This is a genomic window from Pseudomonas pudica (assembly GCF_015680405.1).
GTDB lineage: Bacteria > Pseudomonadota > Gammaproteobacteria > Pseudomonadales > Pseudomonadaceae > Aquipseudomonas > Aquipseudomonas pudica.
This window is the reverse complement of record NZ_JADLJS010000040.1, coordinates 1-25,651: the sequence shown is the minus strand read 5'-3', so window position 1 is coordinate 25,651 and position 25,651 is coordinate 1. Positions and strand designations below refer to the sequence as shown.

Annotated in this window: 27 protein-coding genes; 12 read left to right on the top strand and 15 right to left on the bottom strand. The window is 61.7% G+C overall.

Translation table 11 applies throughout. The annotated features are described in order from the left end of the window. Positions 1-2 precede the first annotated feature (2 nt). The 3 genes from IRZ77_RS21630 (at position 3) to IRZ77_RS21620 (ending at position 2,135) form a co-directional block, all read left to right on the top strand. Positions 3-1,427, top strand: a complete 1,425-nt coding sequence (locus IRZ77_RS21630; RefSeq protein WP_085601938.1) for a gamma-aminobutyraldehyde dehydrogenase — start codon at positions 3-5, stop codon at positions 1,425-1,427. A gap of 160 nt (positions 1,428-1,587) precedes the next feature. Further along, positions 1,588-1,806: a type II toxin-antitoxin system HicA family toxin gene (locus tag IRZ77_RS21625; RefSeq protein ID WP_085601937.1), complete on the top strand. Its 219-nt coding sequence runs from the start codon at positions 1,588-1,590 to the stop codon at positions 1,804-1,806. Then, the gene (locus tag IRZ77_RS21620) at positions 1,803-2,135 is read left to right on the top strand and encodes a type II toxin-antitoxin system HicB family antitoxin (RefSeq protein WP_003252175.1); all 333 of its coding nucleotides are present in this window, start codon (positions 1,803-1,805) and stop codon (positions 2,133-2,135) included. The genes IRZ77_RS21625 and IRZ77_RS21620 overlap by 4 nt, the downstream gene beginning before the upstream one ends. Before the next feature lie 200 nt (positions 2,136-2,335). Here the strand turns inward: IRZ77_RS21620 and IRZ77_RS21615 are convergent, their stop codons facing one another. Next, positions 2,336-3,442 (bottom strand): NADH:flavin oxidoreductase/NADH oxidase, encoded by a 1,107-nt coding sequence (locus tag IRZ77_RS21615; RefSeq protein WP_085601936.1) that lies wholly within the window; start codon positions 3,440-3,442, stop codon positions 2,336-2,338. A gap of 661 nt (positions 3,443-4,103) precedes the next feature. Between IRZ77_RS21615 and IRZ77_RS21610 the strand changes: the two genes are divergently transcribed. From IRZ77_RS21610 to IRZ77_RS21595, 4 genes are all read left to right on the top strand, one after another. Next, complete coding sequence (locus IRZ77_RS21610; RefSeq protein WP_075043948.1) at positions 4,104-4,367, top strand: DUF3077 domain-containing protein; 264 nt, start codon at positions 4,104-4,106, stop codon at positions 4,365-4,367. Between the two features lie 274 nt (positions 4,368-4,641). Beyond that, positions 4,642-5,235 (top strand): 2OG-Fe(II) oxygenase, encoded by a 594-nt coding sequence (locus IRZ77_RS21605; RefSeq protein WP_085601935.1) that lies wholly within the window; start codon positions 4,642-4,644, stop codon positions 5,233-5,235. Further along, positions 5,232-6,095, top strand: coding sequence for a hypothetical protein (locus tag IRZ77_RS21600; RefSeq protein WP_108480358.1), 864 nt, complete (start codon positions 5,232-5,234; stop codon positions 6,093-6,095). Before IRZ77_RS21605 ends, IRZ77_RS21600 begins: the two co-directional genes overlap by 4 nt. A gap of 54 nt (positions 6,096-6,149) precedes the next feature. Further along, positions 6,150-6,677: a hypothetical protein gene (locus IRZ77_RS21595; protein ID WP_173015137.1), complete on the top strand. Its 528-nt coding sequence runs from the start codon at positions 6,150-6,152 to the stop codon at positions 6,675-6,677. Between the two features lie 251 nt (positions 6,678-6,928). Here IRZ77_RS21595 and recJ read toward each other — a convergent pair whose 3' ends face one another. Continuing rightward, positions 6,929-8,638 carry a single-stranded-DNA-specific exonuclease RecJ gene (gene recJ / locus IRZ77_RS21590; protein WP_085601932.1) on the bottom strand — a complete coding sequence of 570 codons (1,710 nt, stop codon included), beginning with the start codon at positions 8,636-8,638 and terminating at the stop codon, positions 6,929-6,931. 8 nt (positions 8,639-8,646) lie between these two features. Continuing rightward, the gene (locus IRZ77_RS21585; RefSeq protein ID WP_013971198.1) at positions 8,647-9,189 is read right to left on the bottom strand and encodes a YaeQ family protein; all 543 of its coding nucleotides are present in this window, start codon (positions 9,187-9,189) and stop codon (positions 8,647-8,649) included. 133 nt (positions 9,190-9,322) lie between these two features. Between IRZ77_RS21585 and IRZ77_RS21580 the strand changes: the two genes are divergently transcribed. Beyond that, positions 9,323-10,522 (top strand): CaiB/BaiF CoA transferase family protein, encoded by a 1,200-nt coding sequence (locus IRZ77_RS21580; RefSeq protein WP_046616089.1) that lies wholly within the window; start codon positions 9,323-9,325, stop codon positions 10,520-10,522. A 20-nt stretch (positions 10,523-10,542) separates the two neighbouring features. Further along, a complete protein-coding gene (locus IRZ77_RS21575) occupies positions 10,543-11,418 on the top strand; it encodes a TIGR02285 family protein (protein ID WP_085601930.1) in 876 nt (291 codons plus the stop codon). A gap of 250 nt (positions 11,419-11,668) precedes the next feature. Here IRZ77_RS21575 and IRZ77_RS21570 read toward each other — a convergent pair whose 3' ends face one another. The 12 genes from IRZ77_RS21570 to ffh all read right to left on the bottom strand — a co-directional run bounded on the left by IRZ77_RS21570 (position 11,669) and on the right by ffh (position 21,663). After that, complete coding sequence (locus IRZ77_RS21570) at positions 11,669-11,950, bottom strand: DUF3509 domain-containing protein (protein WP_046616087.1); 282 nt, start codon at positions 11,948-11,950, stop codon at positions 11,669-11,671. Positions 11,951-12,029: 79 nt separating this feature from the next. Beyond that, positions 12,030-12,449 (bottom strand): ANTAR domain-containing protein, encoded by a 420-nt coding sequence (locus IRZ77_RS21565; RefSeq protein WP_085601929.1) that lies wholly within the window; start codon positions 12,447-12,449, stop codon positions 12,030-12,032. 216 nt (positions 12,450-12,665) lie between these two features. After that, positions 12,666-14,075 carry a threonine synthase gene (gene thrC, locus IRZ77_RS21560; RefSeq protein WP_010952565.1) on the bottom strand — a complete coding sequence of 470 codons (1,410 nt, stop codon included), beginning with the start codon at positions 14,073-14,075 and terminating at the stop codon, positions 12,666-12,668. Positions 14,076-14,133: 58 nt separating this feature from the next. Beyond that, positions 14,134-15,438: a homoserine dehydrogenase gene (locus IRZ77_RS21555; RefSeq protein WP_046616085.1), complete on the bottom strand. Its 1,305-nt coding sequence runs from the start codon at positions 15,436-15,438 to the stop codon at positions 14,134-14,136. A gap of 83 nt (positions 15,439-15,521) precedes the next feature. After that, positions 15,522-16,265, bottom strand: coding sequence for a thioredoxin fold domain-containing protein (locus IRZ77_RS21550; protein ID WP_196174412.1), 744 nt, complete (start codon positions 16,263-16,265; stop codon positions 15,522-15,524). A gap of 154 nt (positions 16,266-16,419) precedes the next feature. Beyond that, the gene (gene xerD, locus IRZ77_RS21545) at positions 16,420-17,316 is read right to left on the bottom strand and encodes a site-specific tyrosine recombinase XerD (protein ID WP_046616083.1); all 897 of its coding nucleotides are present in this window, start codon (positions 17,314-17,316) and stop codon (positions 16,420-16,422) included. A 266-nt stretch (positions 17,317-17,582) separates the two neighbouring features. Next, positions 17,583-17,990 carry an acyl-CoA thioesterase gene (locus IRZ77_RS21540; protein ID WP_025337914.1) on the bottom strand — a complete coding sequence of 136 codons (408 nt, stop codon included), beginning with the start codon at positions 17,988-17,990 and terminating at the stop codon, positions 17,583-17,585. A 94-nt stretch (positions 17,991-18,084) separates the two neighbouring features. Further along, on the bottom strand, positions 18,085-18,435 hold the full coding sequence (rplS, locus tag IRZ77_RS21535; RefSeq protein WP_003252148.1) for a 50S ribosomal protein L19: 351 nt from the start codon (positions 18,433-18,435) through the stop codon (positions 18,085-18,087). A gap of 42 nt (positions 18,436-18,477) precedes the next feature. Further along, a complete protein-coding gene (gene trmD, locus IRZ77_RS21530; protein WP_003252146.1) occupies positions 18,478-19,230 on the bottom strand; it encodes a tRNA (guanosine(37)-N1)-methyltransferase TrmD in 753 nt (250 codons plus the stop codon). 3 nt (positions 19,231-19,233) lie between these two features. Beyond that, positions 19,234-19,770: a ribosome maturation factor RimM gene (gene rimM / locus IRZ77_RS21525; RefSeq protein ID WP_196174411.1), complete on the bottom strand. Its 537-nt coding sequence runs from the start codon at positions 19,768-19,770 to the stop codon at positions 19,234-19,236. Between the two features lie 5 nt (positions 19,771-19,775). Then, the gene (gene rpsP / locus IRZ77_RS21520) at positions 19,776-20,027 is read right to left on the bottom strand and encodes a 30S ribosomal protein S16 (protein ID WP_003259424.1); all 252 of its coding nucleotides are present in this window, start codon (positions 20,025-20,027) and stop codon (positions 19,776-19,778) included. Between the two features lie 259 nt (positions 20,028-20,286). After that, the gene (gene ffh, locus IRZ77_RS21515; RefSeq protein WP_013971189.1) at positions 20,287-21,663 is read right to left on the bottom strand and encodes a signal recognition particle protein; all 1,377 of its coding nucleotides are present in this window, start codon (positions 21,661-21,663) and stop codon (positions 20,287-20,289) included. Positions 21,664-21,952: 289 nt separating this feature from the next. On the opposite strand from ffh, the gene IRZ77_RS21510 reads away from it, so the two are divergent. The 3 genes from IRZ77_RS21510 (at position 21,953) to IRZ77_RS21500 (ending at position 25,553) form a co-directional block, all read left to right on the top strand. Then, complete coding sequence (locus IRZ77_RS21510; protein WP_025337912.1) at positions 21,953-22,762, top strand: cytochrome C assembly family protein; 810 nt, start codon at positions 21,953-21,955, stop codon at positions 22,760-22,762. 9 nt (positions 22,763-22,771) lie between these two features. Beyond that, positions 22,772-23,977, top strand: coding sequence for a transporter associated domain-containing protein (locus IRZ77_RS21505; RefSeq protein ID WP_196174410.1), 1,206 nt, complete (start codon positions 22,772-22,774; stop codon positions 23,975-23,977). A gap of 274 nt (positions 23,978-24,251) precedes the next feature. Beyond that, on the top strand, positions 24,252-25,553 hold the full coding sequence (locus tag IRZ77_RS21500) for an MFS transporter (protein WP_196174409.1): 1,302 nt from the start codon (positions 24,252-24,254) through the stop codon (positions 25,551-25,553). Positions 25,554-25,651: the final 98 nt, after the last annotated feature.

Below are 25,651 nucleotides of genomic sequence, written 5' to 3'. Positions count from 1 at the left end.
CGATGCAAACGCAGATGCTGATCAATGGCCAGCTGGTCGCTGGCCAAGGCCCGGCCTGGACCGTGCTCAACCCGGCGCTGGGCAGTGCCCTGGCGCAGATCAACGAAGCCAGCGAGGCCCAGGTGGACAGCGCCGTGCGCGCCGCCGACCAGGCTTTCGACAGCTGGTCGCAAACCAGCCCCAAGGAACGCTCGCAGGCCTTGCTGGCGCTGGCCGACGCTATCGAAGCCCATGGCGATGAACTGGCCCGGCTGGAATCGCAGAACTGCGGCAAGCCGCTGAGCGCCGCGCTGAATGACGAGATCCCGGCAATTGCCGACGTGTTCCGCTACTTCGCCGGTGCGGCGCGCTGCCTGGGCGGCTCGGCAGCCGGCGAGTACCTGCCGGGCCATACGTCGATGATCCGCCGCGACCCGCTGGGCGTGGTGGCCTCGATCGCGCCGTGGAACTACCCGTTGATGATGCTGGCGTGGAAGATCGCCCCGGCCCTGGCTGCCGGCAACACGGTGGTGATCAAGCCCTCCGAACTGACCCCGCTGACCGCCCTGCGCCTCGGCGAACTGGCCCAGGACCTGCTGCCACCGGGGGTGCTGAACATCCTCTTCGGCCGCGGTCAGACAGTCGGCAACCCGCTGGTCAACCACCCCAAGGTGCGCATGGTGTCGCTGACCGGCTCGATCCCCACCGGCGCGCACATCATCAGCGCCACCGCCGACAGCGTGAAACGCATGCACATGGAACTGGGTGGCAAGGCCCCGGTGCTGGTGTTCGACGATGCCGACATCGATGCCGCCATCGACGGCATCCGTACCTTCGGCTTCTACAACGCCGGCCAGGACTGCACCGCGGCCTGTCGGTTGTATGTGCAGGATGGCATCTACGAGCGTTTCGTCGAACGCCTGGGGGCCGCAGTGGCCAGCCTCAAGCCGGGCCCGCAGGAAGCCGAGGACACCGAACTGGGGCCACTGATCAGTTCCCAGCACCGCGACAAGGTCGCGGGCCTGGTGCAACGCGCGGTTGCCCAGCCGCACATTCGCCTGGTGACGGGTGGCAAGGCGATTGATGGCGACGGTTTCTTCTTCGAGCCGACGGTGCTGGCCGATGCGCTGCAGGATGACGAAATCGTGCGCAACGAAGTGTTCGGCCCGGTGGTGTCGGTGACCCGCTTCAGCGACGAAGCGCAGGCGCTGGAATGGGCCAACGATTCCAACTACGGCCTGGCCTCATCGGTATGGACCCGCGACACCGGCCGCGCTCACCGCCTGGCGGCGCGCCTGCAGTATGGCTGCACGTGGGTGAACACCCACTTCATGCTGGTCAGCGAAATGCCCCATGGCGGGCAGAAGCATTCGGGGTATGGCAAGGACATGTCGATGTATGGGCTGGAGGACTATACCTGTGTGCGGCATGTGATGATCAAACATTGACCGAACCGTTAACCGAGGGGCTTTGCCCCTCGGTTAACATCTCAGACATTTCCTTCAAGCTTGATCTACTCCCTCCTACTGCTCATCCATTGAGCCATGCTTGCTGGTATCATAATCTGATACCAAGAATAATCATCAGCAAGCCACACTTGAAGCAGTACTGAAAAGGCCGGTTCCCAGGACGCTGGAGTGGGCGCGAGTGGAATCACTGTTGGTATCCCTGGGTGCCCGAGTGATTGAAGGACGAGGGTCACGGGTTCGCTTTGAACTCAATGGAGCAGTGGCAACCTTCCACCGCCCTCATCCGGACAGGCACGCAAAGCCCTACCAACTACGAGACGCCCGCCAGTTCCTTGAGCAGGCAGGAGTAATACCATGAATGTCATGACTTACCGCGGCTATGCCGCTCGTATCGAATACAGCGACGAAGACCAGTTGCTGATCGGCCACGTTGCGGGTATCCGCGATGTGATCGGTTTTCACGGCGAATCCATCAGTGAGTTGCGCCAGGCATTCGAAGAAGCCGTGGACGATTATCTTGAGACTTGCGAACGCCTGGGCCGCGAGCCGCAGAAGACCTACTCTGGCAAACTTAGCCTGCGACTCGAACCTACCCTTCATGCCAGCGTGGCCGCCAAGGCCGAGTTGGCAGAGAAGAGTATCAACCAGTGGGTAAGCGATATCCTCAGCAAAGCTGCCTATAGCTGAGTTGAGAAGCCAACGCGGTCGTTGTAGGGGCGGGGTCATCGAGGCGTCGAACCGCCGCGAACACCGGCGAAGCCGGTGCCAAACACCGAGCCGCCTTCTTCGCGGGCTTGCCCGCTCCCACAGGTACATCACAGCCCTTGAGGTTAGTGATGTACCTGTGGGAGCGGGTTCACCCGCGAAGAGGCCAGTACAGGTAGACCCTAGTCGCGCAAATCCGACTCGTGAATCGGGTTGGCCCGGCTGGTGGCGCGCTGGTATTGCGCTGGCCAGGTGGCCTTGTTGCCGCCCAGGTCGTCGTCGGCGTGTAGCGGCCAGTACGGGTCGCGCAGCAGTTCGCGGGCGAGGAAGATGATGTCGGCCTGGCCAGTGCGCAGAATGTGCTCGGCCTGGGCCGGTTCGGTGATCATGCCCACGGTGCCGGTGGCAATTTCCGATTCCTTGCGCACACGCTCGGCGAAGCGCGTCTGGTAGCCGGGGCCGGTGGGGATTTCGGCGTTGACCGAGGTGCCGCCGGAGGAAACGTCGATCAGGTCGACGCCCAAGCCACGCAGGCGGCGGGCCAGTTCGACGGTTTCATCCGGGTTCCAGCCGTCCTCGACCCAGTCGGTCGCCGATACCCGCACGAACAGCGGTAACTCGGCAGGCCAGACCTTGCGCACGGCCTCGACCACCTGCAGGGTCAGGCGGATACGGTTTTCGAAGCAACTGCCATATTCGTCGCGCCGCTGGTTGCTCAGCGGCGACAGGAACTGGTGCAACAGGTAGCCGTGGGCGGCGTGGATCTCGACCACTTTGAAACCGGCCTTCAGGGCACGCTCGGTCGAGGCGACAAAGGCGTCGATCACAGCCTGAATCTCGTTGTGGTTCAACTCGTGCGGCGTCGTGTGTTGCGGGTCGAAGGCGATTTTCGACGGGCCCACCGGTTGCCAGCCGCCCTCCTCGAGCTTGACGCTGCCTTGCTTGCCCAGCCATGGGCGATAGGTGCTGGCCTTGCGCCCCGCGTGAGCCAGCTGGATGCCGGGCACGCTCCCCTGGGCGGTGATGAAACGGGTGATGCGTTGCAGCGGGGCGATCTGAGCGTCGTTCCACAGGCCGAGGTCTTCAGCGGTGATGCGGCCATCGGCGGTCACCGCCACGGCTTCAGTGATTACCAGGCCAGCACCACCCACGGCGCGGCTGCCTAAATGGACGAGGTGCCAATCGTTGGCCAGGCCATCGAAGGCGGAATACTGGCACATCGGCGAAACGGCGATGCGGTTGGGCAGGGTCAGCTGACGCAGGGTGTAAGGCTCGAGCAGCAGGCTCATGAGGGCACCTCCCAAGGACTCCAATGGTGATCCGGCCCGGACACTCAATTGCACATCCCTGGCCCAGGTCCGGTCATAACTTCAGACTAGACCAGAATGGTTGGGGGGGAGGTTCCATGGGATTTCGGGTGGGATGCGAGGGGGGTTGGATCGAGAGTGGTGGCGCCTACGAGATCGAGCGCCGCGCGGGCGGCGCTCGATCTCCTAGGCAACATCACTCTCAAGGCAGGCACCTGGCAGCCCTGACCGCCGCTACAGGCAGGCACTCTGACAGGCATTTCAGATAATCCCTACGATCCCGATCTGGTGAAGCCTAAGCTGAGGAAATACCCTACAAGCCCTGTCGACTCGCGTCTGATTGTTACTGGAATCCTGACTCTCTAGCCTTTGCTGGTCGCTGGCATTCAGCGGCCGGGGGTGGAATCCCGATCAATTATCGAGTAGCTGTCGTCATGGCAGTTGTGCGCGGAAGGCCGCAAAGCCTACCGGGTTTACTCGTAGCCTGGATTCCACACCGCGTACAACTGCCACCCTTCGTGTGGAATCGGAGAGGCGGTCAATCAGCAACCATACGAGTGATTGATATGAAAAAGACAGTCCCTGATCGCCCCTCATTTCTTCTCCTTCGACAAAGCGCTCAGAATGATCAGGAGAGGAATCAATGAAGACAGACGACACCCAATTCACCGTCGGCAAGACCACTTTCTTTCAGGGTGAAAACCAGACCCACCCATTATTTCGCATCGAAGCGGGCATTCCGTGCCGAGACGCCCGTGATCAGGCTTCGGAATTGATGGGCTATGTGCGGGAGTTGACCATCGTCGGGCTGATGGATGAGAAGCCCATGATGATCTGGGCTGCGCACTATCTCAGTGCGATGGCCAAGGCACTGATGGATGATGCCGAGTTAGGTATGGCTCGTTGACGTTACTGTTATTTTCTAGAGGCCAGTAATTACTCCAAACATAAATGGGTTGCCACACCCATGTATACCTTGTCGCCCCGGTGCGCCGGGGCAATAGGAAATTTCCCACAGCCAATTTCCTCAAAAGCCACATCCGGGTCGGAAAATCTTCTCAATCGGTAAGCCCCACATCCTATCGCCCCCCACAACACCAAGTCACTAATGTCTCACTGCGTCAGCCAGCACTACTTGGGCAAGAGCCTTCAAGGCATGTACAAAACTTGAGACATAGAAAATGACGAGACAATTTACATCTAGAGATGTAAGCATTCTAGACGATGCTATTACATCTGATGAACAAGCCAAACTCAACAACGCATTCTCACATACCCTATGGAGATACGACTGGCCAGTAAACTCCACGCCCTTCGCTCGCCCCTGCTGGCATTTTTTCATTGCAGGAAGCAAGCGTGAATCACTGGAATGTTGTGAGCAAGAACTGGTTGCAAACGAGCGCTGGGGATTCCTCATCAACATCTGGAAACGTCTATGTGCTGTGCATATGAAAAACTCCAGACTGATCGGCGTGTATGCAAACGGCCAAACCTTCGGGCAGGACAGCCCGATTCACCGAGATAACCTGCCAGGCGAGCCGGGGTATACCGCAGTGCTCTTCTGTAACGACTACTGGGCTACGACGTGGGGAGGTGAGCTTTTATTCTGCAATGACGCCAAGACGGACGTTATCGCCGCGGCGTTACCCAAGCCAAGGCGTATCGCAATCTTCGACGGTGAAATGCCGCACCGAGCTAAATCACCAACCATAGACTGCGACCGTCTGCGCACCACCATTGCTTTCAAGACAATAAACAAGGATTTTAAAATATGACTAAACGGGTCGAGATATTCGTCGCCATGGTGGATAGGGTGGGGAGGCCTGGGTTCCAAGCAGGCGCAGCCGCCGCAGTTCACGATCAGTTCAACACTGACAAGCAGGGTTTCACACTTGTAGTACAGGGTGCCCAGACAACCAGCGCAATTGCTTCTGTACTGTCAGTTACGCAAATGACTGCAGGCGCAGTTCCGTTTATAAATATCGTTACCAACACTTTGGCGGGCACGGTAACCTTTCTGAAAATTGTTGCCGAATACCAACCTAACGACGAACCTAATATAGGAGACTACGTCAGCCTTGTAGGTAATGTAGCAGGCGTCGTTGCGGGTTTCGCAATACTAATAGCTGCACCTTGGGCCGCACTCACTTTCACCGCCATATCACTGGGAGCTAGCCTAATTGGAACTTACAATTCGGAACTGGCAGAAAAAATCCAAAAAACAATCACTCCTATAATCGACGCACTCATTAAACACGACATAACGAAAGAGACCGCGAATCCGATACTGGCGCCGAATCTGACAATAACAGACGCACAATCTATACATGAGCATTTTGGGGGACTAATACAAGTTATCACGTGGAACCCGGACACCTTGGAGATCAAACTGGACACCAGAACCTTAGAATCATTCACTATCGATCAGCCAATAATACAGCCGGGAGGCGTCAACCCACCTATTGCACCTCCTAACCCTCCTGCAAATGGAGGGGGAGCTTCGATAACAATAGGAATCGAAAGCATTAATGGGCAAGTACCGACAGGGCCAACCCCCTCGATCACCACTATAATAGGTGGAGGTCAAGACAAATATGCCTGTTGCTCCGCTCCGCAGCAAGACAAATACCGTTAAACAAATCGAGCCGAGAGATTCTTTCCGATGCTGACTTGGTCGTCGTGGCTCCAAATGATGCGTGCTTTGGATCCGGCTCAACGGGTAACATCCCTGTTATTCGTAGGCACTTTTTTTGCCTGTCTTGCACTCGCACACCTTACAGTGTGGAAAGAAGCACCAGAGCCTGTAACCGCTCCTTGGGTAAGCGTTAGAGCAGCGCTTGCATCTGCACCTGAAACCTGGGATTACGACAAGTCGCTTTACACTTTTCGTATTGCATACAAAGAGCCAAGCGGACAAGTTACCAGACGTCGGATATATGCTCAAAAAACGCGTTATGATGCTGCCAACATCAATAAGAAAACACCACTCTTCGTCGAGATCGAGGATGCTTTGTCCGGACCAATCGTCAGGCGGCTATCGACCGATAACGAAGTCCTGTATGAGCCATCCCTCAAGGAGTATGTGATCGAAATATACAATCGCGCACTTTTGGAGGGAACTGTGTTTTTCTCACTGCTTAGCCTGGCCTCGTTTGGCGCAGCAGGTGTGATGCACTGGCAAAACCGGCAGCGAAAAAAGCTATCTGAGCTCAGCTGATAGCTTTTAACCGCAAAGAATGCGACGCGGTGGATGGCACCGGCTTCGCCGGTGATCGCCGGCAAGCCAGCTCCCACAGGTACAGCACAAGTCTCAAGCCCGCCGAAGGCCCTGTGGGAGCGGGCGTGCCCGCGAAGAAGGCGACTCAGTGGATGGCACCGGCTTTGCCGGTGTTCGCGGGCATGCCCGCTCCCACAGGGATCGCGCTTGGCTCACCGGCGATGGGCTGCAAAGCAGCCCCGGAATTGCAGTCAGCGCGGCTCCATGTGGGCAATCATCAACTGCACACTTTCATTACCACGGAACTCGTTCACATCCAGCTTGTACGCCAACTCGACCCAACGCACCGTCGGGTTCGGCCACACTTCGCGGTCAATGCCAAAGGCAATGCCATCCAGCCGCACCGAACCGCACTCGCTCTTGAGCACCACCTTCAGGTGCCGCTCGCCTACCACGCGCTGCTCCACCAGCTGGAACACGCCATGGAACAGCGGCTCAGGGAAGTGCTGCCCCCAGGGCCCGGCATGGCGCAGGGCCTTGGCCAGGTCGAGGTGGAACTCCTCCACCGCCAGGCTGCCGTCGGACAACAGCCGACCGGTCAGGTCCTCTTCGCGCAGCTGGCGTCGTACTTCTTCATCGAACGCCTCGGCAAATGCAGGGAAATTGGCCTCAGGCAACGACAATCCCGCCGCCATCGCGTGGCCGCCGAACTTGCTGATCAGTTGCGGGTGGCGCGCCGCCACGGCATCCAGCGCATCGCGAATATGGAACCCCGGCACCGAACGCGCCGACCCTTTGAGCATGCCCTCGCCAGCGTCGGCGAAAGCGATGGTCGGCCGGTGGTAACGCTCCTTCAGGCGCGAAGCCAGAATACCGATAACCCCCTGGTGCCAGTCGGCATCGAACAGGCACAGGCCATATGGCATCGACTCGACAGGCAGGTCCTTGAGCTGGGCCAGGGCCTCGCGCTGCATGCCCTGTTCGATGGACTTGCGGTCCTGGTTCAGGTCATCCAGCTGCTGGGCCATGTCCTGGGCCAGGGCCGCGTCTTCGCACAGCAGGCATTCGATGCCCAGGCTCATGTCGTCCAGGCGCCCGGCAGCGTTCAGCCGCGGGCCCAGGATGAAGCCGAGGTCGGTCGAGGTGATGCGCCGGTGATCGCGACGGGCCACTTCAAGAATGGCCTTGAGCCCCGGCCGGGCGCGCCCGGCGCGAATGCGCTCGAGACCCTGGTGCACCAGGATGCGGTTGTTGGCATCCAATGGCACCACGTCTGCGACGCTGCCCAGGGCAACCAGGTCGAGCAATTCGCCGATGTTCGGCTGCGGCTGCGTTTCGTAGCGCCCCAGGCTGCGCAGGCGCGCACGCAGGGCCATCAGCACATAGAAGATCACCCCTACCCCGGCCAGTGCCTTGCTCGGGAAACTGCAACCCGGCTGATTGGGGTTGATGATGGCGTCGGCGTCGGGCAACTCCGCGCCCGGCAGGTGGTGGTCGGTGACCAGCACCTTGAGCCCGGCGGCCTTGGCGGCAGCCACACCGTCGACGCTGGAAATGCCGTTGTCCACGGTGATCAGCAGTTGCGGCTGGCGTTGCAGCGCCACCTCGACGATTTCCGGGGTCAGCCCGTAACCGTATTCGAAGCGGTTGGGCACAAGGTAGTCGACGTGGGCCGCGCCCAGCAGGCGCAGGCCCAGCACGCCGACAGTACTGGCAGTGGCGCCGTCGGCATCGAAGTCGCCGACGATGAGGATGCGCTGGCGCTGGTCGATAGCCTCGACCAGCAGGTCCACGCCGGCCTCGATGCCCTTGAGCTGCTGGTACGGCAGCAGGCGCGCGAGGCTTTTGTCCAGCTCGGCCTCGCTCTGCACGCCGCGCGCGGCGTACAGGCGGGTCAGCAAGGGTGGCAGATTACCCAGGAATGGAAGGGTCGGCGGCAGCGGGCGAGGTTCGATACGCATGGGGTGCTTCAGCCGCGCTCACCAAGCAGCCACTCCAGCTGCACTTCGTGCTGGCCACGGTCGTCGGTGACGAACAAGGTGCCTTCACTGATCATCACGTCCCACTTGATGGTACGGGGCATGTCGGTGGCAAGGGTTTCCAGCACCTCCTGCGGCACGGCGGCGATGCTCAGGTTCTTCAGGCCCTTGACCGCGTCTACCACTTTGTTCTGCCATACGCGCAGGCTGCCGTAGGCCAGCAGGCTGGTGCGCTCGGTGCGACGTGAGCACCAGGTCAGTCGGTCGGCGTCCGGCTGGCCCACTTCGATCCAGTGCAGGATGCGATCGTCCAGGCTCTTTTCCCACAGCGCCGCCTCGTCCACATCAGACAAACCACGGCCGAACGACAGGTTTTCGTTGTACCACAGGGCGTAGGCCAGCAGGCGCACGGCCATGCGTTCTTCGGTTTCCGAAGGGTGGCGTGCAATGGTCTGACGGACGTTTTCGTACACGCCGCGGTCGAGGTCGGTCAGGTTCAGTTCGAATTTGTAGGTGGTAGACGGCTGGGCCATGGTCGACGGGCTTCTTGCGCAGAGAAAAAGTGACACAGTCTAACCGATACTGCCCTTCGTTGCCCCGCAGCAGTATCTGCCGCTTCGGACCTATGATAAAACCACGCATCTGCCCAGCTGCCACGGATGCCCCATGACTACGCCCAGCAAACCCCTCGCCGGTCTCAAAGTTGTCGAACTCGGCACTCTCATCGCTGGCCCGTTCGCCTCGCGCATCTGCGCCGAATTCGGCGCCGAGGTAGTCAAGGTCGAATCGCCCGATGGCGGCGACCCGTTGCGCAAATGGCGCAAGCTGTACGAGGGCACCTCGCTGTGGTGGTTCGTGCAGGCTCGCAACAAGCAATCGCTCACCCTCAACCTCAAGCACCCCGAGGGCCGCGAGATTCTCAAGCGCCTGCTGGCCGAGGCCGACATCCTGATCGAGAACTTCCGCCCGGGCGTGCTGGAAAAACTCGGCCTGGGCTGGGACGTGCTGCACGCACTCAACCCGCGCCTGGTAATGGTGCGCCTGTCGGGCTTTGGTCAGACCGGGCCGATGAAAGACCAGCCAGGCTTCGGCGCCGTGGGCGAGTCGATGGGCGGCCTGCGCTACATCACCGGCTTCGACGACCGCCCACCAGTGCGCACGGGCATTTCCATCGGTGACTCGATTGCTGCCCTGTGGGGGGTGATCGGCGCATTGATGGCGCTGCGGCACCGGGAAGTCAACGGCGGCCAGGGCCAGGTGGTGGATGTGGCCCTGTACGAAGCGATCTTCGCCATGATGGAAAGCATGGTCCCGGAGTTCGATGTGTTCGGTTTTATCCGCGAACGTACCGGCAACATCATGCCGGGCATCACGCCCTCCTCCATCCACACCAGCGCAGACGGCAAGCATGTGCAGATCGGCGCCAACGGCGATGCAATCTTCAAGCGCTTCATGCAAGCCATCGGCCGCAACGACCTGGCCGACGACCCGACCTTGGCCACCAACGATGGCCGCGACCTGCGCCGTGACGAGCTGTACGGGGTAATCGACCGCTGGGCCAACAGCCTGCCGCTGGAGCAGCTGATGCAAGCACTGAACAACGCCGAAGTACCGGCCAGCCGCATCTATTCGGCCGAGGACATGTTCAACGACCCGCAGTACCTGGCACGCGAAATGTTCCTGCAGGCCAAACTGCCGGACGGCAAGCCGTTCCGCATGCCGGGCATCGTGCCCAAGCTGTCGGACACCCCCGGCTCCACCGAGTGGGTTGGCCCGGCGCTGGGTGAACACACCGAGACACTGCTCGGCAGCCTGGGCTACGACACCGCGGCCATCGCCAGCCTGCGCGCAGCAGGCACGGTCTGACCCCGGCACGGCCCTTGTCCATGTGCGCTGCCCGTTGCTTACGCCACCTGGTCCTGCTTTGCGGGCTGCTGCCTGCATTGATGCTGCAGCCAGCCAGCGCCAAGGAGCGCATCTTCTGGCTGGTGCGCGACCTACCGCCTTTCACCATTTTCGAAGGGCCGGAAAAAGGCCAAGGGGTGATCGACCAATTGCTGCCCCTGCTGATCAGGCAGATGCCCGAGTACGACCATAGCATCGTGCGGGTCAACCGCGCCCGCGGCATCCAGATGCTGCAGGACCCGAAGAGCTTCACCTGCGATCCAACCCTGCTGTGGACACCCGACCGCGCAGAATATGTGCGGTTTTCCGTGCCCTCCCTGGGCGTGCTCAGTGGAGGTTTGGTGCTGCGCAAGGACAGCGAGGCGCTGGTGGCACCTTACCTCGACGGCCAGGAGATAGACCTGCATGGCCTGCTGAGCAAGACCCCGCTGAAGCTGGGGGTTGTCGCCGAGCGCAGCTATGGCACGCAGATCGACGCCATCCTGCGCCAGTTGCCCGACACCGCGTTCAGCCGCCACTACGGCAACGACGCCACCGCCAACCTGCTGCAGATGCAACAGCTCGGGCGCCTGCGCATGGTGCTCGGCTACTGGCCCGAAGTGCGCTACCTGGTGGAGCAGCAAGGCGGGGCACTGGCTGACTACCAGTTTCATCCTGTGAAAGGGGTAAACCGCTACCAGTTTCTGCATGTGGGCTGTTCGAACAGCGAACTGGGGCGTGAAGCCATAGCGCACATCGACCAGCTGCTGCCTGCCTTGCGTCGGGATGTGTTGCCGGGGTTGTATGCGCGCTGGCTGGACCCGGCGTTGCAAGAAGACTACCTGGAAGAGAGCAAGCGTTTCTTCGAAGACCACTGATTGCCTGCACCGGCCCTATCGCCGGCAAGCCAGCTCCCACAGATACGGAACGAGGCTTGAAATTGATGCAGTCGAGGTGGGAGTTCGCTTGCCGGCGATAGGGCCGGTGCAGACAACCCAAAAAGAAACCCCGGGCGCTGGGGAAACACGCCCGGGGCCAAGCGAAAGCCCTTGGGGCTTCCCGTGACAGCCTTGCCAGCGCCGGAGCAAAGCACTGGCCAGGCTGCCCCTACAGTTTCTGATAAACCACTCAGGCAAAGGTTCCATGGGGTTGCTGGCGCTGCTGCAATGCCGCGATCACACAGGGCTGCAAACGCCCTTCGGCGATCTGCAGGTCGCGGTGCAGGCCATCCACCAGGTCGATCAACAGGCTTTGTTCCTGCAATTGGCGCTCGCTGACCGAGCGCCGCAGGGTGATGCCGGCGAGGCGGTCATGAATGGTCAGTTGACGATTACCCTGGGCATCGGCGACGCCGAGGTGGATTTGATAGGGGGTCAGGGCTTCGTTGAGCAGTCTGCAGATTCTTTCCATCCGGATCACTCGCTGCGTGGTGGGATATAGAGGAACTGACCAACAGACGCAGCGGAAAGTTCGTTACACCGCGACTGTTTCAGTGAGCATGCGGGGCGCAGGTGACAGTTTGAATACGTCGCCATGAGCGCACCTGCAGTGCTTGCAGGGCACGCTGCAGGCTTGGCATCGACAGCGGCCAGGGCAGTTCGGCGAGCACCCACAGGCCCCGGTTTCTGGCCTCTTGGGCGAGGTTGCGGCGCTTGGGAGTAGCCTGGCCGACGAACAGCAAAGCACGGGTTCGCTGCTGCTGATCGAGCACGGCAAGACCGGCCCGGGTTGGCATGGCGTGGTCAAGGACCAGCAGGTCGGGGCTTCGATCCGCGCTCAGGCAGGCGTCAAGGTCTGCGCTGGTTTCGCTGATGCGCACGTGGAACATGCCCTGGGCGTTGAGGGCCTGGTGCAGGAGGATCTGGTGGGATGGGCGAGCCTGGTGGATCAACACATAGGGCTGGTACATGAGCCGCTCCTGGTGGGAGGACCGGCTAATTTAGGCTTTGCGCTGGGCGGGCCGAATAGGATGTTTCTGATAGAGGTATGGGAAAAGGCTTAGATTTTTGGGGCCGCTTTGCGGCCCATCGCGACACAAGGCCGCTCCTACAGGGGGCGCGATTCTCCTGTGGGAGCGGCCTTGTGTCGCGAAAGGGCTGCGTAGCAGCCCCGGAAAGCAACGCCGTTACAGAGGTTTGCCGCGGTTACCATGCTGGCTGACAAAGCCCTGCACAGCTTTCAGGTCATTGGCCAGCACCGTGCAACGCTCTTCACGGCTGAACAGGTCGCTGAGGTGCGCCGGCAACTCCAGCGCCTTGCCGACACCGGCCTTCTCCACCGCTTCCGGGAACTTGACCGGGTGCGCGGTACCCAGCACCACCATCGGCGTGTCCAGGCTGCGGCGGCATTCGCGGGCGGCCTTGACGCCGATAGCGGTGTGCGGGTCGAGCACTTCACCAGTGGCGGCGAACACTTCGGCGATGGTTTCGCAGGTCTGCTCGTCGCTTACAGCCAGCGAGTCGAACAGCTTGCGCGCTTCAGTCCAGCGGTCTTGCTCGACGCTGAAGCCGCCACCCTGCTTGAAGTTGGCCATCAGCTCGGCAATGGCGCCACCGTTGCGGCCGTGCAGGTCGAACAGCAGGCGCTCGAAGTTGGACGAGACCATGATGTCCATCGACGGCGACAGGGTCGCGTGCAGGGTTTCCTTGACGTACTGGTTGCCGCTCATGAAGCGGTGCAGGATGTCGTTGCGGTTGGTGGCGACGATCAGCTGGCTGACCGGCAGGCCCATGTTACGTGCCAGGTAGCCAGCGAAGATGTCGCCGAAGTTGCCGGTCGGCACCGAGAACGCCACGGAACGCGCCGGGCCACCCAGCTGCAGGGCAGCGTGGAAGTAGTAGACGATCTGGGCCATGATCCGCGCCCAGTTGATCGAGTTGACCGCAACCAGGCGAGTGCCCTTGAGGAACGACTGGTCGGCGAAGCTGGCCTTGACCATTTCCTGGCAGTCGTCGAAGTTGCCTTCGATGGCAATGTTGTGGATGTTGTCGCCGAAGATGGTGGTCATCTGCCGGCGCTGCACTTCGGACACGCGCTGGTGCGGGTGCAGGATGAAGATGTCGACGTTGTCGCAACGGCGGCAACCTTCGATGGCGGCGGAACCGGTGTCACCGCTGGTGGCGCCGATGATCACCACGCGCTCGTTGCGCTTGGCCAGCACGTGGTCCAGCAGGCGGCCGAGCAATTGCAGGGCGAAGTCCTTGAACGCCAGGGTCGGGCCGTGGAACAGCTCCAGCACCCACTCATTGCTGTTCAGCTGGCGCAGCGGCGCAACCGCGGCGTGGGCGAACTCGCCGTAGGTTTCTTCGAGAATCTTCTTGAAGTCGGCATCGGCGATGCTGCCTTCGACGAACGGGCGCATCACCCGGAAGGCAAGTTCGTGGTACGGCAGGCCGGCCCACGAGGCGATTTCTTCCTGGGTGAAGCGTGGCAGGTTTTCCGGGACGTACAGGCCGCCGTCACTGGCCAGGCCAGCCAGCAGGACGTCTTCGAAATTGAGGGCCGGAGCCTGGCCGCGGGTACTGATATAGCGCATGGGTGCAAACCTTCGATGCTGGGGCCGGGGCCGCACTGGCGGCCCGCCGGCACTAGTGTTAGTTGAGCTGTTCGACGCGAATGCGCACGACCTTGCCGACCACGTCCTGCAGGGCTTCCAGGGCGACAATGGCGTCGTTTATACGCTGCTCGACCACGCGATGGGTCAGCAGGATCATCGGCACCAGGCCGTCCTGTTCCTCGGCTTCCTTCTGCATGATCGACTCGATGTTGATGCCACGCTCCGAGAGGATGCTGGCCACCTGGGCCAGTACGCCCGGGTGATCCTTGGCCTGGATGCGCAGGTAGTAGGCGCTTTCGCAGGCTTCGATCGGCAGGATCGGGTGGGCCGACAGCGAATCCGGCTGGAAGGCCAGGTGCGGCACGCGGTTTTCCGGGTCGGAGGTCATGGCACGGACCACATCGACCAGATCGCCGACCACCGACGAAGCGGTAGGCTCCATGCCGGCACCGGCGCCGTAGTACAGGGTGGAACCGGCGGCATCACCGTTGACCATGACAGCGTTCATCACGCCGTTGACGTTGGCGATCAGGCGGTCGGCCGGGATCAGCGTCGGGTGTACGCGCAGCTCGATACCTTCGGCAGTGCGGCGGGCCACACCCAGGTGCTTGATGCGGTAGCCCAGGGCCTCGGCATAATTCACGTCAGCAGTGGTCAGCTGTGTAATGCCTTCGGTGTAGGCCTTGTCGAATTGCAGCGGGATGCCGAAAGCGATCGAAGCCAGGATGGTCAGCTTGTGCGCGGCATCGATACCTTCAACGTCGAAGGTCGGGTCGGCTTCGGCGTAACCCAGCGCCTGGGCTTCGGCCAGCACATCCGGGAAGGCACGGCCCTTCTCACGCATTTCGGTGAGGATGAAGTTGCCCGTGCCGTTGATGATGCCGGCCAGCCAGTTGATGTGGTTGGCCGACAGGCCTTCGCGGATGGCCTTGATCACCGGGATGCCACCAGCCACGGCCGCTTCGAAGGCGACGATCACGCCCTTCTCGCGGGCCTTGGCGAAGATTTCATTGCCATGCACGGCAATCAGCGCCTTGTTGGCGGTGACCACGTGCTTGCCGTTTTCGATGGCCTTGAGCACCAGTTCGCGGGCCACGGTGTAGCCACCGATCAGCTCGATGACAATGTCGATCTCCGGGTTGCTCGCAACTTCGAACACATCAGCGGTAATGGGGGTACCGGTAATCTGGCAGTTCGGGTTCTGCGAGCGCATGGCAATCTGTGCCACTTCAATACCGCGCCCGGCACGGCGGGCGATCTCCTCGGCGTTGCGCTGAAGTACATTGAAGGTTCCGCCACCGACGGTCCCCAACCCACAGATGCCTACTTTGACCGGTTTCACTGTGAACTCCCCATTGAACGGCCGACACCTATGCCGACCGTGAAACATGCCGTCACCCCATGACGACGGCGTACTGAATTGGATTACTTGGCCAATGCCAGCTTGGCGACCTGCGGTGCCGGCTGGTAGCCCGGAATGACCTGCCCGCTTTCAAGGACGATCGCCGGCGTACCGTTGACGCCGATCGACTGGCCCAGCTGGAACTGCTTGCTGACCGGGTTGGCGCACTTGGCGGCCTTGATTTCTTCGCCCTCGACCATCTTGTCCATCGCCACACGGCGGTCGCTGGAACACCAGACGGCCTGCAACTGCTGGTCACCCGGCGAACCGAGCCCCTGGCGCGGGAAGGCGACATAGCGCACTTCGATACCGCGGCGGTTGAGTTCGGGCACCTCGGCGTGCAGCTTGTGGCAGTACGGGCAGGTGGTATCGGTAAACACGGTGATGTGCGACTTGGTCTCGCCCTTGGCAGGATAAACCACCATCTCGGCGGCTGGAATGCCGTTGATGAGCTTGGCAATGCCCAGGCGCTCGGTCTTCTCGGTGAGGTTGACCGGCTTGCCGTCCTGGATCTGGAACAGGTAGCCCTGCATCACGAACTGGCCGTCGCCGCTGGCATACAGCACGCGGCCACCCTGCAGCTTGACTTCATAAAGGCCACTGACCGGGCTGCTGGCCACGCTTTCGACGGGCACTTCCAGCTCGAGGTTCTGCAACGACTTACGGATGGCTTGCTCGGCAGCGGCATTGCTGTCGGTTGCCGCAGCAACGGCAAAGGTACTGGCCAGCGCCAACGCGGCGGCGGCGAAAAACTGGGTCACGCGCATGGGAACTCCTGAAGGCGGACAGGGGCCGGAGGGCGCCACCTGCGGAAAAATACGCGGTGACCGTGCGGCCCTTGGTGCAAACCGCCCAAGCCTACCACATCACACCGCCGGTGAAGGGCCTTGCAAGGACCGGTCGGCGGAACATGAAAAACATTCATCCACGCGGGTGGTGCTGGGCATGCAGTTGCTGCAGACGGGCCTTGGCGACATGGGTGTAGATCTGCGTGGTCGACAAGTCACTGTGGCCCAGCAGCATCTGTACCACGCGCAGATCGGCACCATGGTTGAGCAGATGGGTGGCGAAGGCATGACGCAGGGTGTGCGGCGACAGCGGTTTGTCGATACCGGCAACCCGGGCATGGTGCTTGATGCGATGCCAGAAGGTCTGGCGGGTCATCTGCTCGCCACGCTGGCTGGGGAACAGGACATCGCTGGGGCGGCCATTGAGCAATTCGGCTCGGCCATCGCGCAGGTAGCGTTGCAACCACACCACCGCTTCTTCGCCCATGGGCACCAGGCGCTCCTTGCTGCCCTTGCCCATCACCCGCAGCACGCCCTGGCGCAGGTTGACCTGGTCGAGCGCCAGGCTGACCAGCTCGGTGACCCGCAGGCCGCAGGCGTACAGCACTTCCAGCATGGCGCGGTCACGCTGGCCGATGGCTTCGCCCAGGTCCGGAGCCTGCAGCAAGGCTTCGACGTCGGCCTCGGACAATGACTTGGGCAGCGGCTTGCCCAGTTGCGGCATGTCGACTTGCAGGGTCGGGTCGATGGCCACCAGTTTTTCCCGCAGCAGGTAGCGGAAGAAGCCGCGCAGGCCGGACAGGAAGCGTGCCGTGGAGCGTGGCTTGTAGCCTTGGTCGAGGCGCCAGGCCAGGTGGTCGAGAATCAGGTCGCGACCGGCGTCGGGCAAGCTGACGCCGTGTTCCTGCAGCCAGCCGTTGAACAGGGCAAGGTCGCTGCGGTAGGACATACGGGTGTTGTCGGAGAGGCCTTTTTCAAGCCACAGGGCGTCGAGGAACTGGTCGATCAGGGGGTGGTCCAGGGCGGGCATTCGGAGGCTGCTGGGTGTTGGAGATGGCTTAGTGTTTCACAGCAGCATAATTGTTGTCTGTACTGGCCTGTTCGCGGCTAAAGCCCACCCACCTCGACCGCACTGCTCTCAAGGCCAGTGCAGTACCTGTGGGAGCTGGCTTGCCGGCGATAGGGCCCTTACAGGCAATACAAGACAGTTGCTCCACAGGGATATCACCGCCCCTCGAGGTATGCGCGATCCCTGTGGGAGCGGCTTCAGCCGCGAAAGGGCCAGCGCAGGAGAACTCAGGCCTGGGGCAAAACCGGCACCGGGCGCTTGTCCTCGTCGATGGCGACGAAGCTGAACACCCCATGAATGGCCCGCTCGCGCCCATCCAGGTACATGTTCTCGACGAACACATCCACCTGCACCTGCAAGCTGGTATTACCCACCTTGATGACCGACCCCACCAACTCGACGATCGAGCCCGCCGGGATCGGGTGCTTGAAGTCGATGCGGTCAGTGGACACAGTCACCAGCGGCAGGCGGCAGAAGCGCGTGGCGGCGATGAACGACACTTCGTCCATCCAGGCCAGGGCGGTTCCGCCGAACAGGGTGTTGTGGTGGTTGGTGGTATTGGGGAACACCGCCTTGGTCACGCGGGTCACCGACAGCTCGGTGCGGCGCAGGATTTCCTGGTCTCGGGTAGTCATGGCAATCACATCTTCGGGGGGTCAAAACGCAAAAAAGCAGCCCGAAGGCTGCTTTTTTCTCGCTAGGCGGCCTTGGCCACCGGGCAAACTGCACTCAGGACAGTTTTTCCTTGATGCGAGCGGCTTTGCCGGACAGGTCGCGCAGGTAGTACAGCTTGGCTTTACGCACGTCACCACGACGTTTCACGGCCAGGCTGTCGATTTGCGGGCTGTAGGTCTGGAAGGTACGCTCTACACCAACGCCGCTGGAGATCTTGCGCACGGTGAAGGCGCTGTTCAGACCGCGGTTACGCTTGGCGATAACGACGCCTTCGAACGCCTGCAGACGGGAACGCTCACCTTCCTTCACTTTAACCTGAACGACAACGGTGTCGCCTGGTGCGAAGGTCGGGATTTCCTTGCTCATCTGCTCGGCTTCGAGCTGCTGGATGATCTTGTTGGTCATGCTGTGCTCCTAAGATGGATACGTGATCCACCATCGATACGTTTAACTATCGTCCCGCTCGCGGAGATATTCCTCGAGCAGCTTCTTCTCTTCTCCAGAAAGCGAGCGACTTTCCAGAAGATCGGCGCGTCGTTCGAAGGTCCTACCAAGGGACTGCTTCATTCTCCAACGCCGGATGTGTGCATGGTTGCCACTTAGCAACACGTCGGGAACACGCTGATCCGCATACACCTCAGGCCGGGTGTAGTGCGGGCAATCGAGCAGACCGTCGGTGAAGGAATCTTCTTCCGCCGAATCCACATGCCCTAAAGCTCCGGGCAGCAGCCGTGTAACCGCATCGATCAGTACCATGGCCGGCAGCTCGCCACCGGAAAGCACATAGTCGCCAATCGACCACTCCTCATCGACATGAGCCTCGATAAAGCGCTCGTCGATGCCTTCATAACGACCGGCGATCAGGATCAACGATTCCTGTTCGGCCAGGCCTTTGACCGCCTGCTGAGTCAGCTTGCGGCCTTGTGGCGAAAGGTAGATCACCTTCGCCGCTGCTCCGGTCGCTTGCCTGGCGCTAACCAGGGCGTCTTCCAGAGGCTTGATTTTCATCACCATGCCCGGACCACCGCCAAACGGCCGATCATCCACCGTGTGGTGACGATCTGTGGTGTAGTCCCGCGGGTTCCAGCAAGTCACTTGAAGCAACCCCTGTTTCACCGCGCGGCTGGTAATGCCGTACTCCGTGATGGCCGAGAACATCTCGGGGAACAACGTGATGACATCTACGCGAAGGTTACCCATCGTTTAGAAGTCCGCGTCCCATTCAACCCGCATCACGCCTGCTTCCAGGTCGACGTCGAGCACGCATTGCGCCGTATAGGGCAACAGACGCTCGCGATCATCCAGGCTGCCTGCGCAGGGCTTGACCACCATTACATCGTTCGCACCGGTCTCCAACAGGTGATCGACCTTGCCGAACAGTTGTTCGTCCTGGTTGATGACCTTCAGGCCCACCAACTGGTACCAGTAGTACTCGTCAGCAGCCAGGTTGGGCAAAAGGCTCCGCGGAATGCAGATTTCGTAACCGCTCAGAAGACGGGCTTCATCACGATCATCGAGGCCTTTCAGTTTCACGACCAGGCCCTTCTGGGAGCCACGACCGTTGACCAGCTCGACCTGCTTTATCTTGCCTTCGTGCCGAAGCGTCCAGCGCGGATAATCCAACAGGTTTTCAATCGGATCGGTAAAGGAATACACCTTCACCTCGCCGCGAACGCCGTGAACCGAAAAAATCTTGCCAACGACGATGAGGTCGTCAGCCTTTTCTGGCGTCGCGTTCATACTACTCAGGCAGCAGCCTTGGCAGCGTCCTTCAGCAGCTGAGCAACGCGCTCAGACGGCTGTGCACCCTGGCTCAGCCAGTAGTTGACGCGCTCTTGGTTGACCGACAGCTTGACTTCGGCGCCAGCAGCGATCGGGTTGAAGAAACCTACGCGCTCAACGAAACGGCCGTCACGGGCGTTACGCGAGTTGGTCACGGTCAGGTGGTAGAATGGGCGCTTTTTCGAGCCGCCACGGGCCAGACGAATGGTTACCATGTGAACATCGTTCCTATAGTCGGTGCTGCAGTTGATACAGCAGCTGGTACTGCAAATCTGAATGCCAAATAGGCACACGGGTGCCCAAAAGGCCGCATATTCTCGGGGAATACACGGACATTTGCAAATGACTTTTTCGGCAAGGCCCTGCCCTGCCGTCCAGATCTGCCGGTTGAGCCGCGAAATCCGCGGCCATTGCCCCGCCACAGCGGGGGTTCTGGGTACCTGCCGGACAAACGGCAGGCCCCCGGAATAGGGGTTACAGCTTCGGCATGCCGCCGCCCGGCAGCATCCCGCCCAGGCCGCGCATCATCTTGGCCATGCCGCCCTTGGCGGAGAATTTCTTCATCATCTTCTGCATTTGCTTGTGCTGCTTGATCAGGCGGCCGACGTCCTGCACCTGGGTGCCGGAACCGATGGCGATACGGCGCTTGCGCGAGCCGCTGATCAGCTCCGGATCACGGCGCTCGGCCGGGGTCATGGAGTTGATGATCGCTTCCATCTGCTTGAACTGCTTCTCGGCGGCGCCCTGGGCATTGCCCATCTGCGACAGGTTGACCCCGCCGATGCTCGGCAGCTTGTCCATCAGGCCGCCGAGGCCGCCCATGTTCTTCATCTGTTGCAGCTGGTCGCGGAAGTCTTCGAGGTCGAAGCCCTTGCCCTTCTTCAGCTTCTTGGCCAGCTTGTCGGCCTTGGCCTTGTCGATGTTCTGCTCGGCCTGCTCGATCAGGCTGAGCACGTCACCCATGCCGAGGATGCGCGAGGCGACGCGGTCGGGGTGGAACGGTTCGAGGGCTTCGGTCTTCTCGCCCATACCGATGAACTTGATCGGCTTGCCGGTGATGGCACGCACCGACAGCGCGGCACCGCCACGAGCGTCGCCGTCGACCTTGGTCAGCACCACGCCGGTCAGCGGAAGCGCCTCGCCAAAGGCCTTGGCGGTGTTGGCGGCGTCCTGGCCGGTCATGGCGTCGACCACGAACAGGGTCTCGATCGGCTTGACCGCGGCATGCAGCGCCTTGATCTCGTCCATCATGTCGGCGTCGATGTGCAGACGGCCGGCGGTGTCGACGATGACCACGTCGATGAACTTCAGCTTGGCTTCGCGGATGGCCGCTTCGGCGATGGCCACCGGCTTCTGGCTGATGTCGGACGGGAAGAAGGTGACGCCGATGTCGTTGGCCAGGGTTTCCAGTTGCTTGATCGCCGCCGGGCGGTAGACGTCGGCGGACACCACCATCACGCTCTTTTTCTTGCGCTCCTTGAGGAAGCGCGCCAGCTTGCCGGCGGTGGTGGTCTTACCGGCACCCTGCAGGCCGGCCATCAGCACCACGGCGGGCGGGGCGGCGTTCAGCGCGAGGTCTTCGTTGGCGGCGCCCATCAGGCTTTCCAGCTCGGCCTGGACGATCTTCACGAACGCCTGGCCCGGGGTCAGGCTCCGCGATACTTCGGTGCCGACTGCACGGTCCTTGACGCTGTTGACGAAATCCTTGACCACCGGCAGGGCAACGTCGGCCTCGAGCAGGGCCATGCGCACTTCGCGCAGCGTGTCCTTGATGTTGTCTTCGGTCAGCTTGGCCTTGCCGGTGACATGGCGCAGCGTCTGTGACAGGCGGTCGGTCAGGTTTTCGAACATGGTGATCCTTTCAGGCCCAGTAAAAGCCGAGGTTTGTCAGGCGCCCAGGGGGGAATGCATACCCGCCGGGCACAGCAAGGCGGCGATTATAGCGAAGTGCGGCGGCGGCGCACACCTTGCTGGCGGCCTGATAGATATTCGGTGGCTGTGCCGGCCACTTCATGGGTGAACCCGCTCCCACAGGGTCTGCACCACATTCAAAACCGGCCGCACCGCGGTCTGCCAGTCTTCCTAGACCAGCGCGATCTATGCCAAACTCCGTCTCTTTAAGGCTCGCCAACCAGGACTTATGTTCTCCTCACCCAGCCTCATCCCCAACCTGATAGCCGCCGGCCTATATATAGCCGCGGCAATCTACCAGGGCTCTTACCTTGCCCAGAACCGCAAGGCCGACAAGCGCCTGCTTGCCCTGCTGGGTGCCTTCGCGGTACTCGCCCAGGCCGGTGCGCTGTTTTTCCAGCTGATCACCCCGCTGGGCCTGAGCCTGGACTTCTTCAGTGCCGCCAGCCTGATCGCCGTGGCGGTCATCGCCCTGACCCTGCTGGCCTGCTTGCGCATACCCGTGGAAAACCTGCTGGTGCTGCTGTTCCCGCTGGGCGCGGTGACCGCGCTGCTGGCGCAGTTCGCGCCCCCCGGCACGGTGCCGCTGGTAAACGAAGAGCCGGGCATCCTCGCGCATATCCTGCTGTCGATCCTGGCCTACGGGCTGTTCACCATCGCAGTGTTTCAGGCACTGCTGTTGCTGCTGCAGGACCGCCAGCTGAAGAACAAGCACCCGTCCGGGCTGATCCGCAACTTCCCGCCGCTGCAAACCATGGAAAGCCTGCTGTTCGGCTTCCTCTGGGCCGGCTGGTGCCTGCTGTCGCTTTCGCTGATCTCCGGCTGGCTGTTCCTCGACAACCTGTTCGCCCAACACCTGGCACACAAGACCCTGCTGGCCTGTGTCGCGTGGGTGGTGTTCAGCGTGCTGCTGTGGGGCCGCACCCGCCTGGGCTGGCGTGGCCACAAGGCCATCCGCTGGACGCTGGCCGGTTTCTGCCTGCTGATGCTGGCCTATTTCGGCAGCAAGCTGGTTCGCGAATTCATCCTGCATATCTGACGGCCGCCCATGGATACCCTGCCGTACGCACCGCTATTCGGCACCTTGGCACTGGCGCTGTTGTGGTCGGCGCTGTTCACCGCGGTGGATGCCGCCCGCCTGCAACTCAATGGCGCGCTGCGCACCGGCGAGGATGGCCAGCCCGTGCTGCCGGCCCAGGCCCTGGTGCTGTGCGCCAGCCTGGGCAAGCTGCTGGTGCTGGGCCTGGCCTGCCTGGTTGGCCAGCGCCATAGCGGCGAGCACGGCTTCTGGCTGGCCGGGTTGGTCGCCACCCTCGTCCTGCTGGTGTTTGCCGAATACCTGCCGCGGCGCCTGGCCCGGCGCAACCCGCAGGCGTTCGTCAGCCTCGGCGCCAGCCTGCTTAATGTACCCCTCACCTTGCTGCAACCGCTGGCCTGGCTGCTGGATGGGATTGCCAAGCTGATCCTGCGTCCGTTCCGGGTGCAACCCACGGCCGTGGCCCTGCATCCGCAGGAAGCCGACGAATTCGACGAGGATGAGGAACACGAAGCGCCGCGCCATGGCCTGCTGGACGGCCTGCAGTCACTGAACAAGATGACCGTCAACGACATCCTGGTACCGCGCAACGAAGTGGACGGCATCAGCCTCGACGAGCCGATCGAGCGCATCATCGAGCAACTGATCGTCAGCCGCCACACCCGCCTGCCGGTGTACCACAGCGACATCAACCAGGTTGAAGCAATCCTCAATACCAAGTTGATCAGCCACCTGCTGCCCAAGGCCGAGCTGACCCTGGAGATGTTGCTCGGCGCCTGCTACGAGCCCTATTTCGTGCCCGAGAGCACGCCCCTGCAGATGCAACTGCTGAACTTCCACAAGCAGCAGCGCCGCCTGGGCGTGGTGGTGGACGAGTACGGCGAAGTGCTGGGCATCGTCACCCTGGAAGACATCCTCGAAGAGATCGTTGGCGAGTTCGAGGATGAACACAGCCTGGACAACCCCCACGTGCACCCGCAGCCCGATGGCACCTTCGTCATCGACGGCACTGCTTCGCTGCGCGAGATCAACCGCAGCCTGGGCTGGCACCTGCCCTGCGACGGAGGGCCGAAAACCCTCAACGGGCTGGTCACCGAAGCGCTGGAAAGCATCCCGGAAAGCGCCGTTTGCCTGAAGATCGGCCGCTATCGCCTGGAAATCCTCGAAACAGAGGACAATTGTGCCAGCAAGGTACTGGTGTGGACCGTGACCCGATAGCTATACTCGGGTCACGCTTACCCAGCCCCGCCGTCCCGCCTGCTACCCGCAACCGGCGCTCCACGGCCAGTCCGCTCCACTGACACGCCCTGCGGTCCTGCTTCACACCCCGAACAGTATCCGCCCCCGCCCCTATCCCCCTTGGGCTATCGTCAGTCGGGCGCACACAACAACAAAACGCTCCGGCGCCCGCGCCACCGTGCCTGCCTTTTGGCATCGCACGCCGCGGGGCTTATCCCCATGGAGCCGGACCAGACTGTCAGGGACCTATTCAATGACAACCAGCAGCACCTATGCCGAAGCGCCTGCCGCACCGGCCAACTCGCCCGCGCGGGTAGCCACCGCCAGCTTCATCGGTACCGCCATCGAGTTCTACGATTTCTACGTCTACGCCACTGCCGCCGCCCTGGTGATCGGCCCGGTGTTCTTCCCGTCCGGGTCGGGTACCGCGCAGATGCTGGCGGCCTTCCTCACCTTCGGTATCGCCTTCCTGGCGCGCCCGCTGGGCTCGGCACTGTTCGGCCACTTTGGCGACCGTATCGGCCGCAAGTCGACCCTGGTCGCCTCGCTGCTGCTGATGGGCGTATCCACCACGGCCATCGGCGTGCTGCCGGGCTATGACAGCATTGGTGTATGGGCACCGATCATCCTCTGCCTGCTGCGCTTTGGACAAGGCCTGGGCCTGGGTGGCGAATGGGGTGGCGCGGCCTTGCTGGCCACCGAGAACGCGCCGGAAGGCAAGCGCGCCTGGTTCGGCATGTTCCCGCAGTTGGGCCCATCGATCGGCTTTTTGGCCGCCAACGGCCTGTTCCTGACCCTGGCCCTGGTGCTCAGCGACGAGCAGTTCCGCGAGTGGGGCTGGCGCATTCCGTTCCTGCTCAGCGCCGCGCTGGTACTGGTGGGCCTGTATGTGCGCCTGAAGTTGGAAGAAAGCCCGGTGTTCGCCAAGGCCGTCGCCCGCCACGAGCGGGTGAAAATGCCAGTGGTCGACCTTTTTTCCAGATACTGGTTGCCGACCCTGCTGGGCGCAGCGGCAATGGTGGTCTGTTACGCGCTGTTCTACATCTCCACGGTGTTCTCGCTGAGCTATGGCGTGACCACGCTGGGCTACAGCCGCGAGATGTTCCTTGGTCTGCTGTGCTTCGCGGTGGTGTTCATGGCCCTGGCCACACCGCTGTCGGCCTGGCTCAGCGACCGTTACGGGCGCAAACCGGTGTTGATCGTCGGCGGCCTGCTGGCAGTGGCCTCGGGCTTTACCATGGAGCCGCTGCTGACTTCGGGGACGACCGCAGGCGTGGCGCTGTTCCTGGCCATCGAGCTGTTCCTGATGGGGGTGACCTTTGCGCCGATGGGAGCATTGCTGCCTGAACTGTTCCCGACCCACGTGCGTTATACCGGCGCTTCGGCGGCATACAACCTGGGCGGCATCGTCGGGGCCTCGGCGGCACCGTTCTTTGCCCAGAAGCTGGTGAGCATGGGTGGGTTGAGCTGGGTGGGGGGTTACGTGTCGGTGGCGGCAGTGATCAGCTTGATTGCCGTGCTGTGCTTGAAAGAAACCCGCAATACCGAACTTTGAGAAAGCAGGGGCTGCTTTGCAGCCCATCGCCGGCAAGCCAGCTTGTGTCTTGAGAGGGGATTAGAATCTGAAGTGAGAGCGGTGAATGGCAAGCTGAA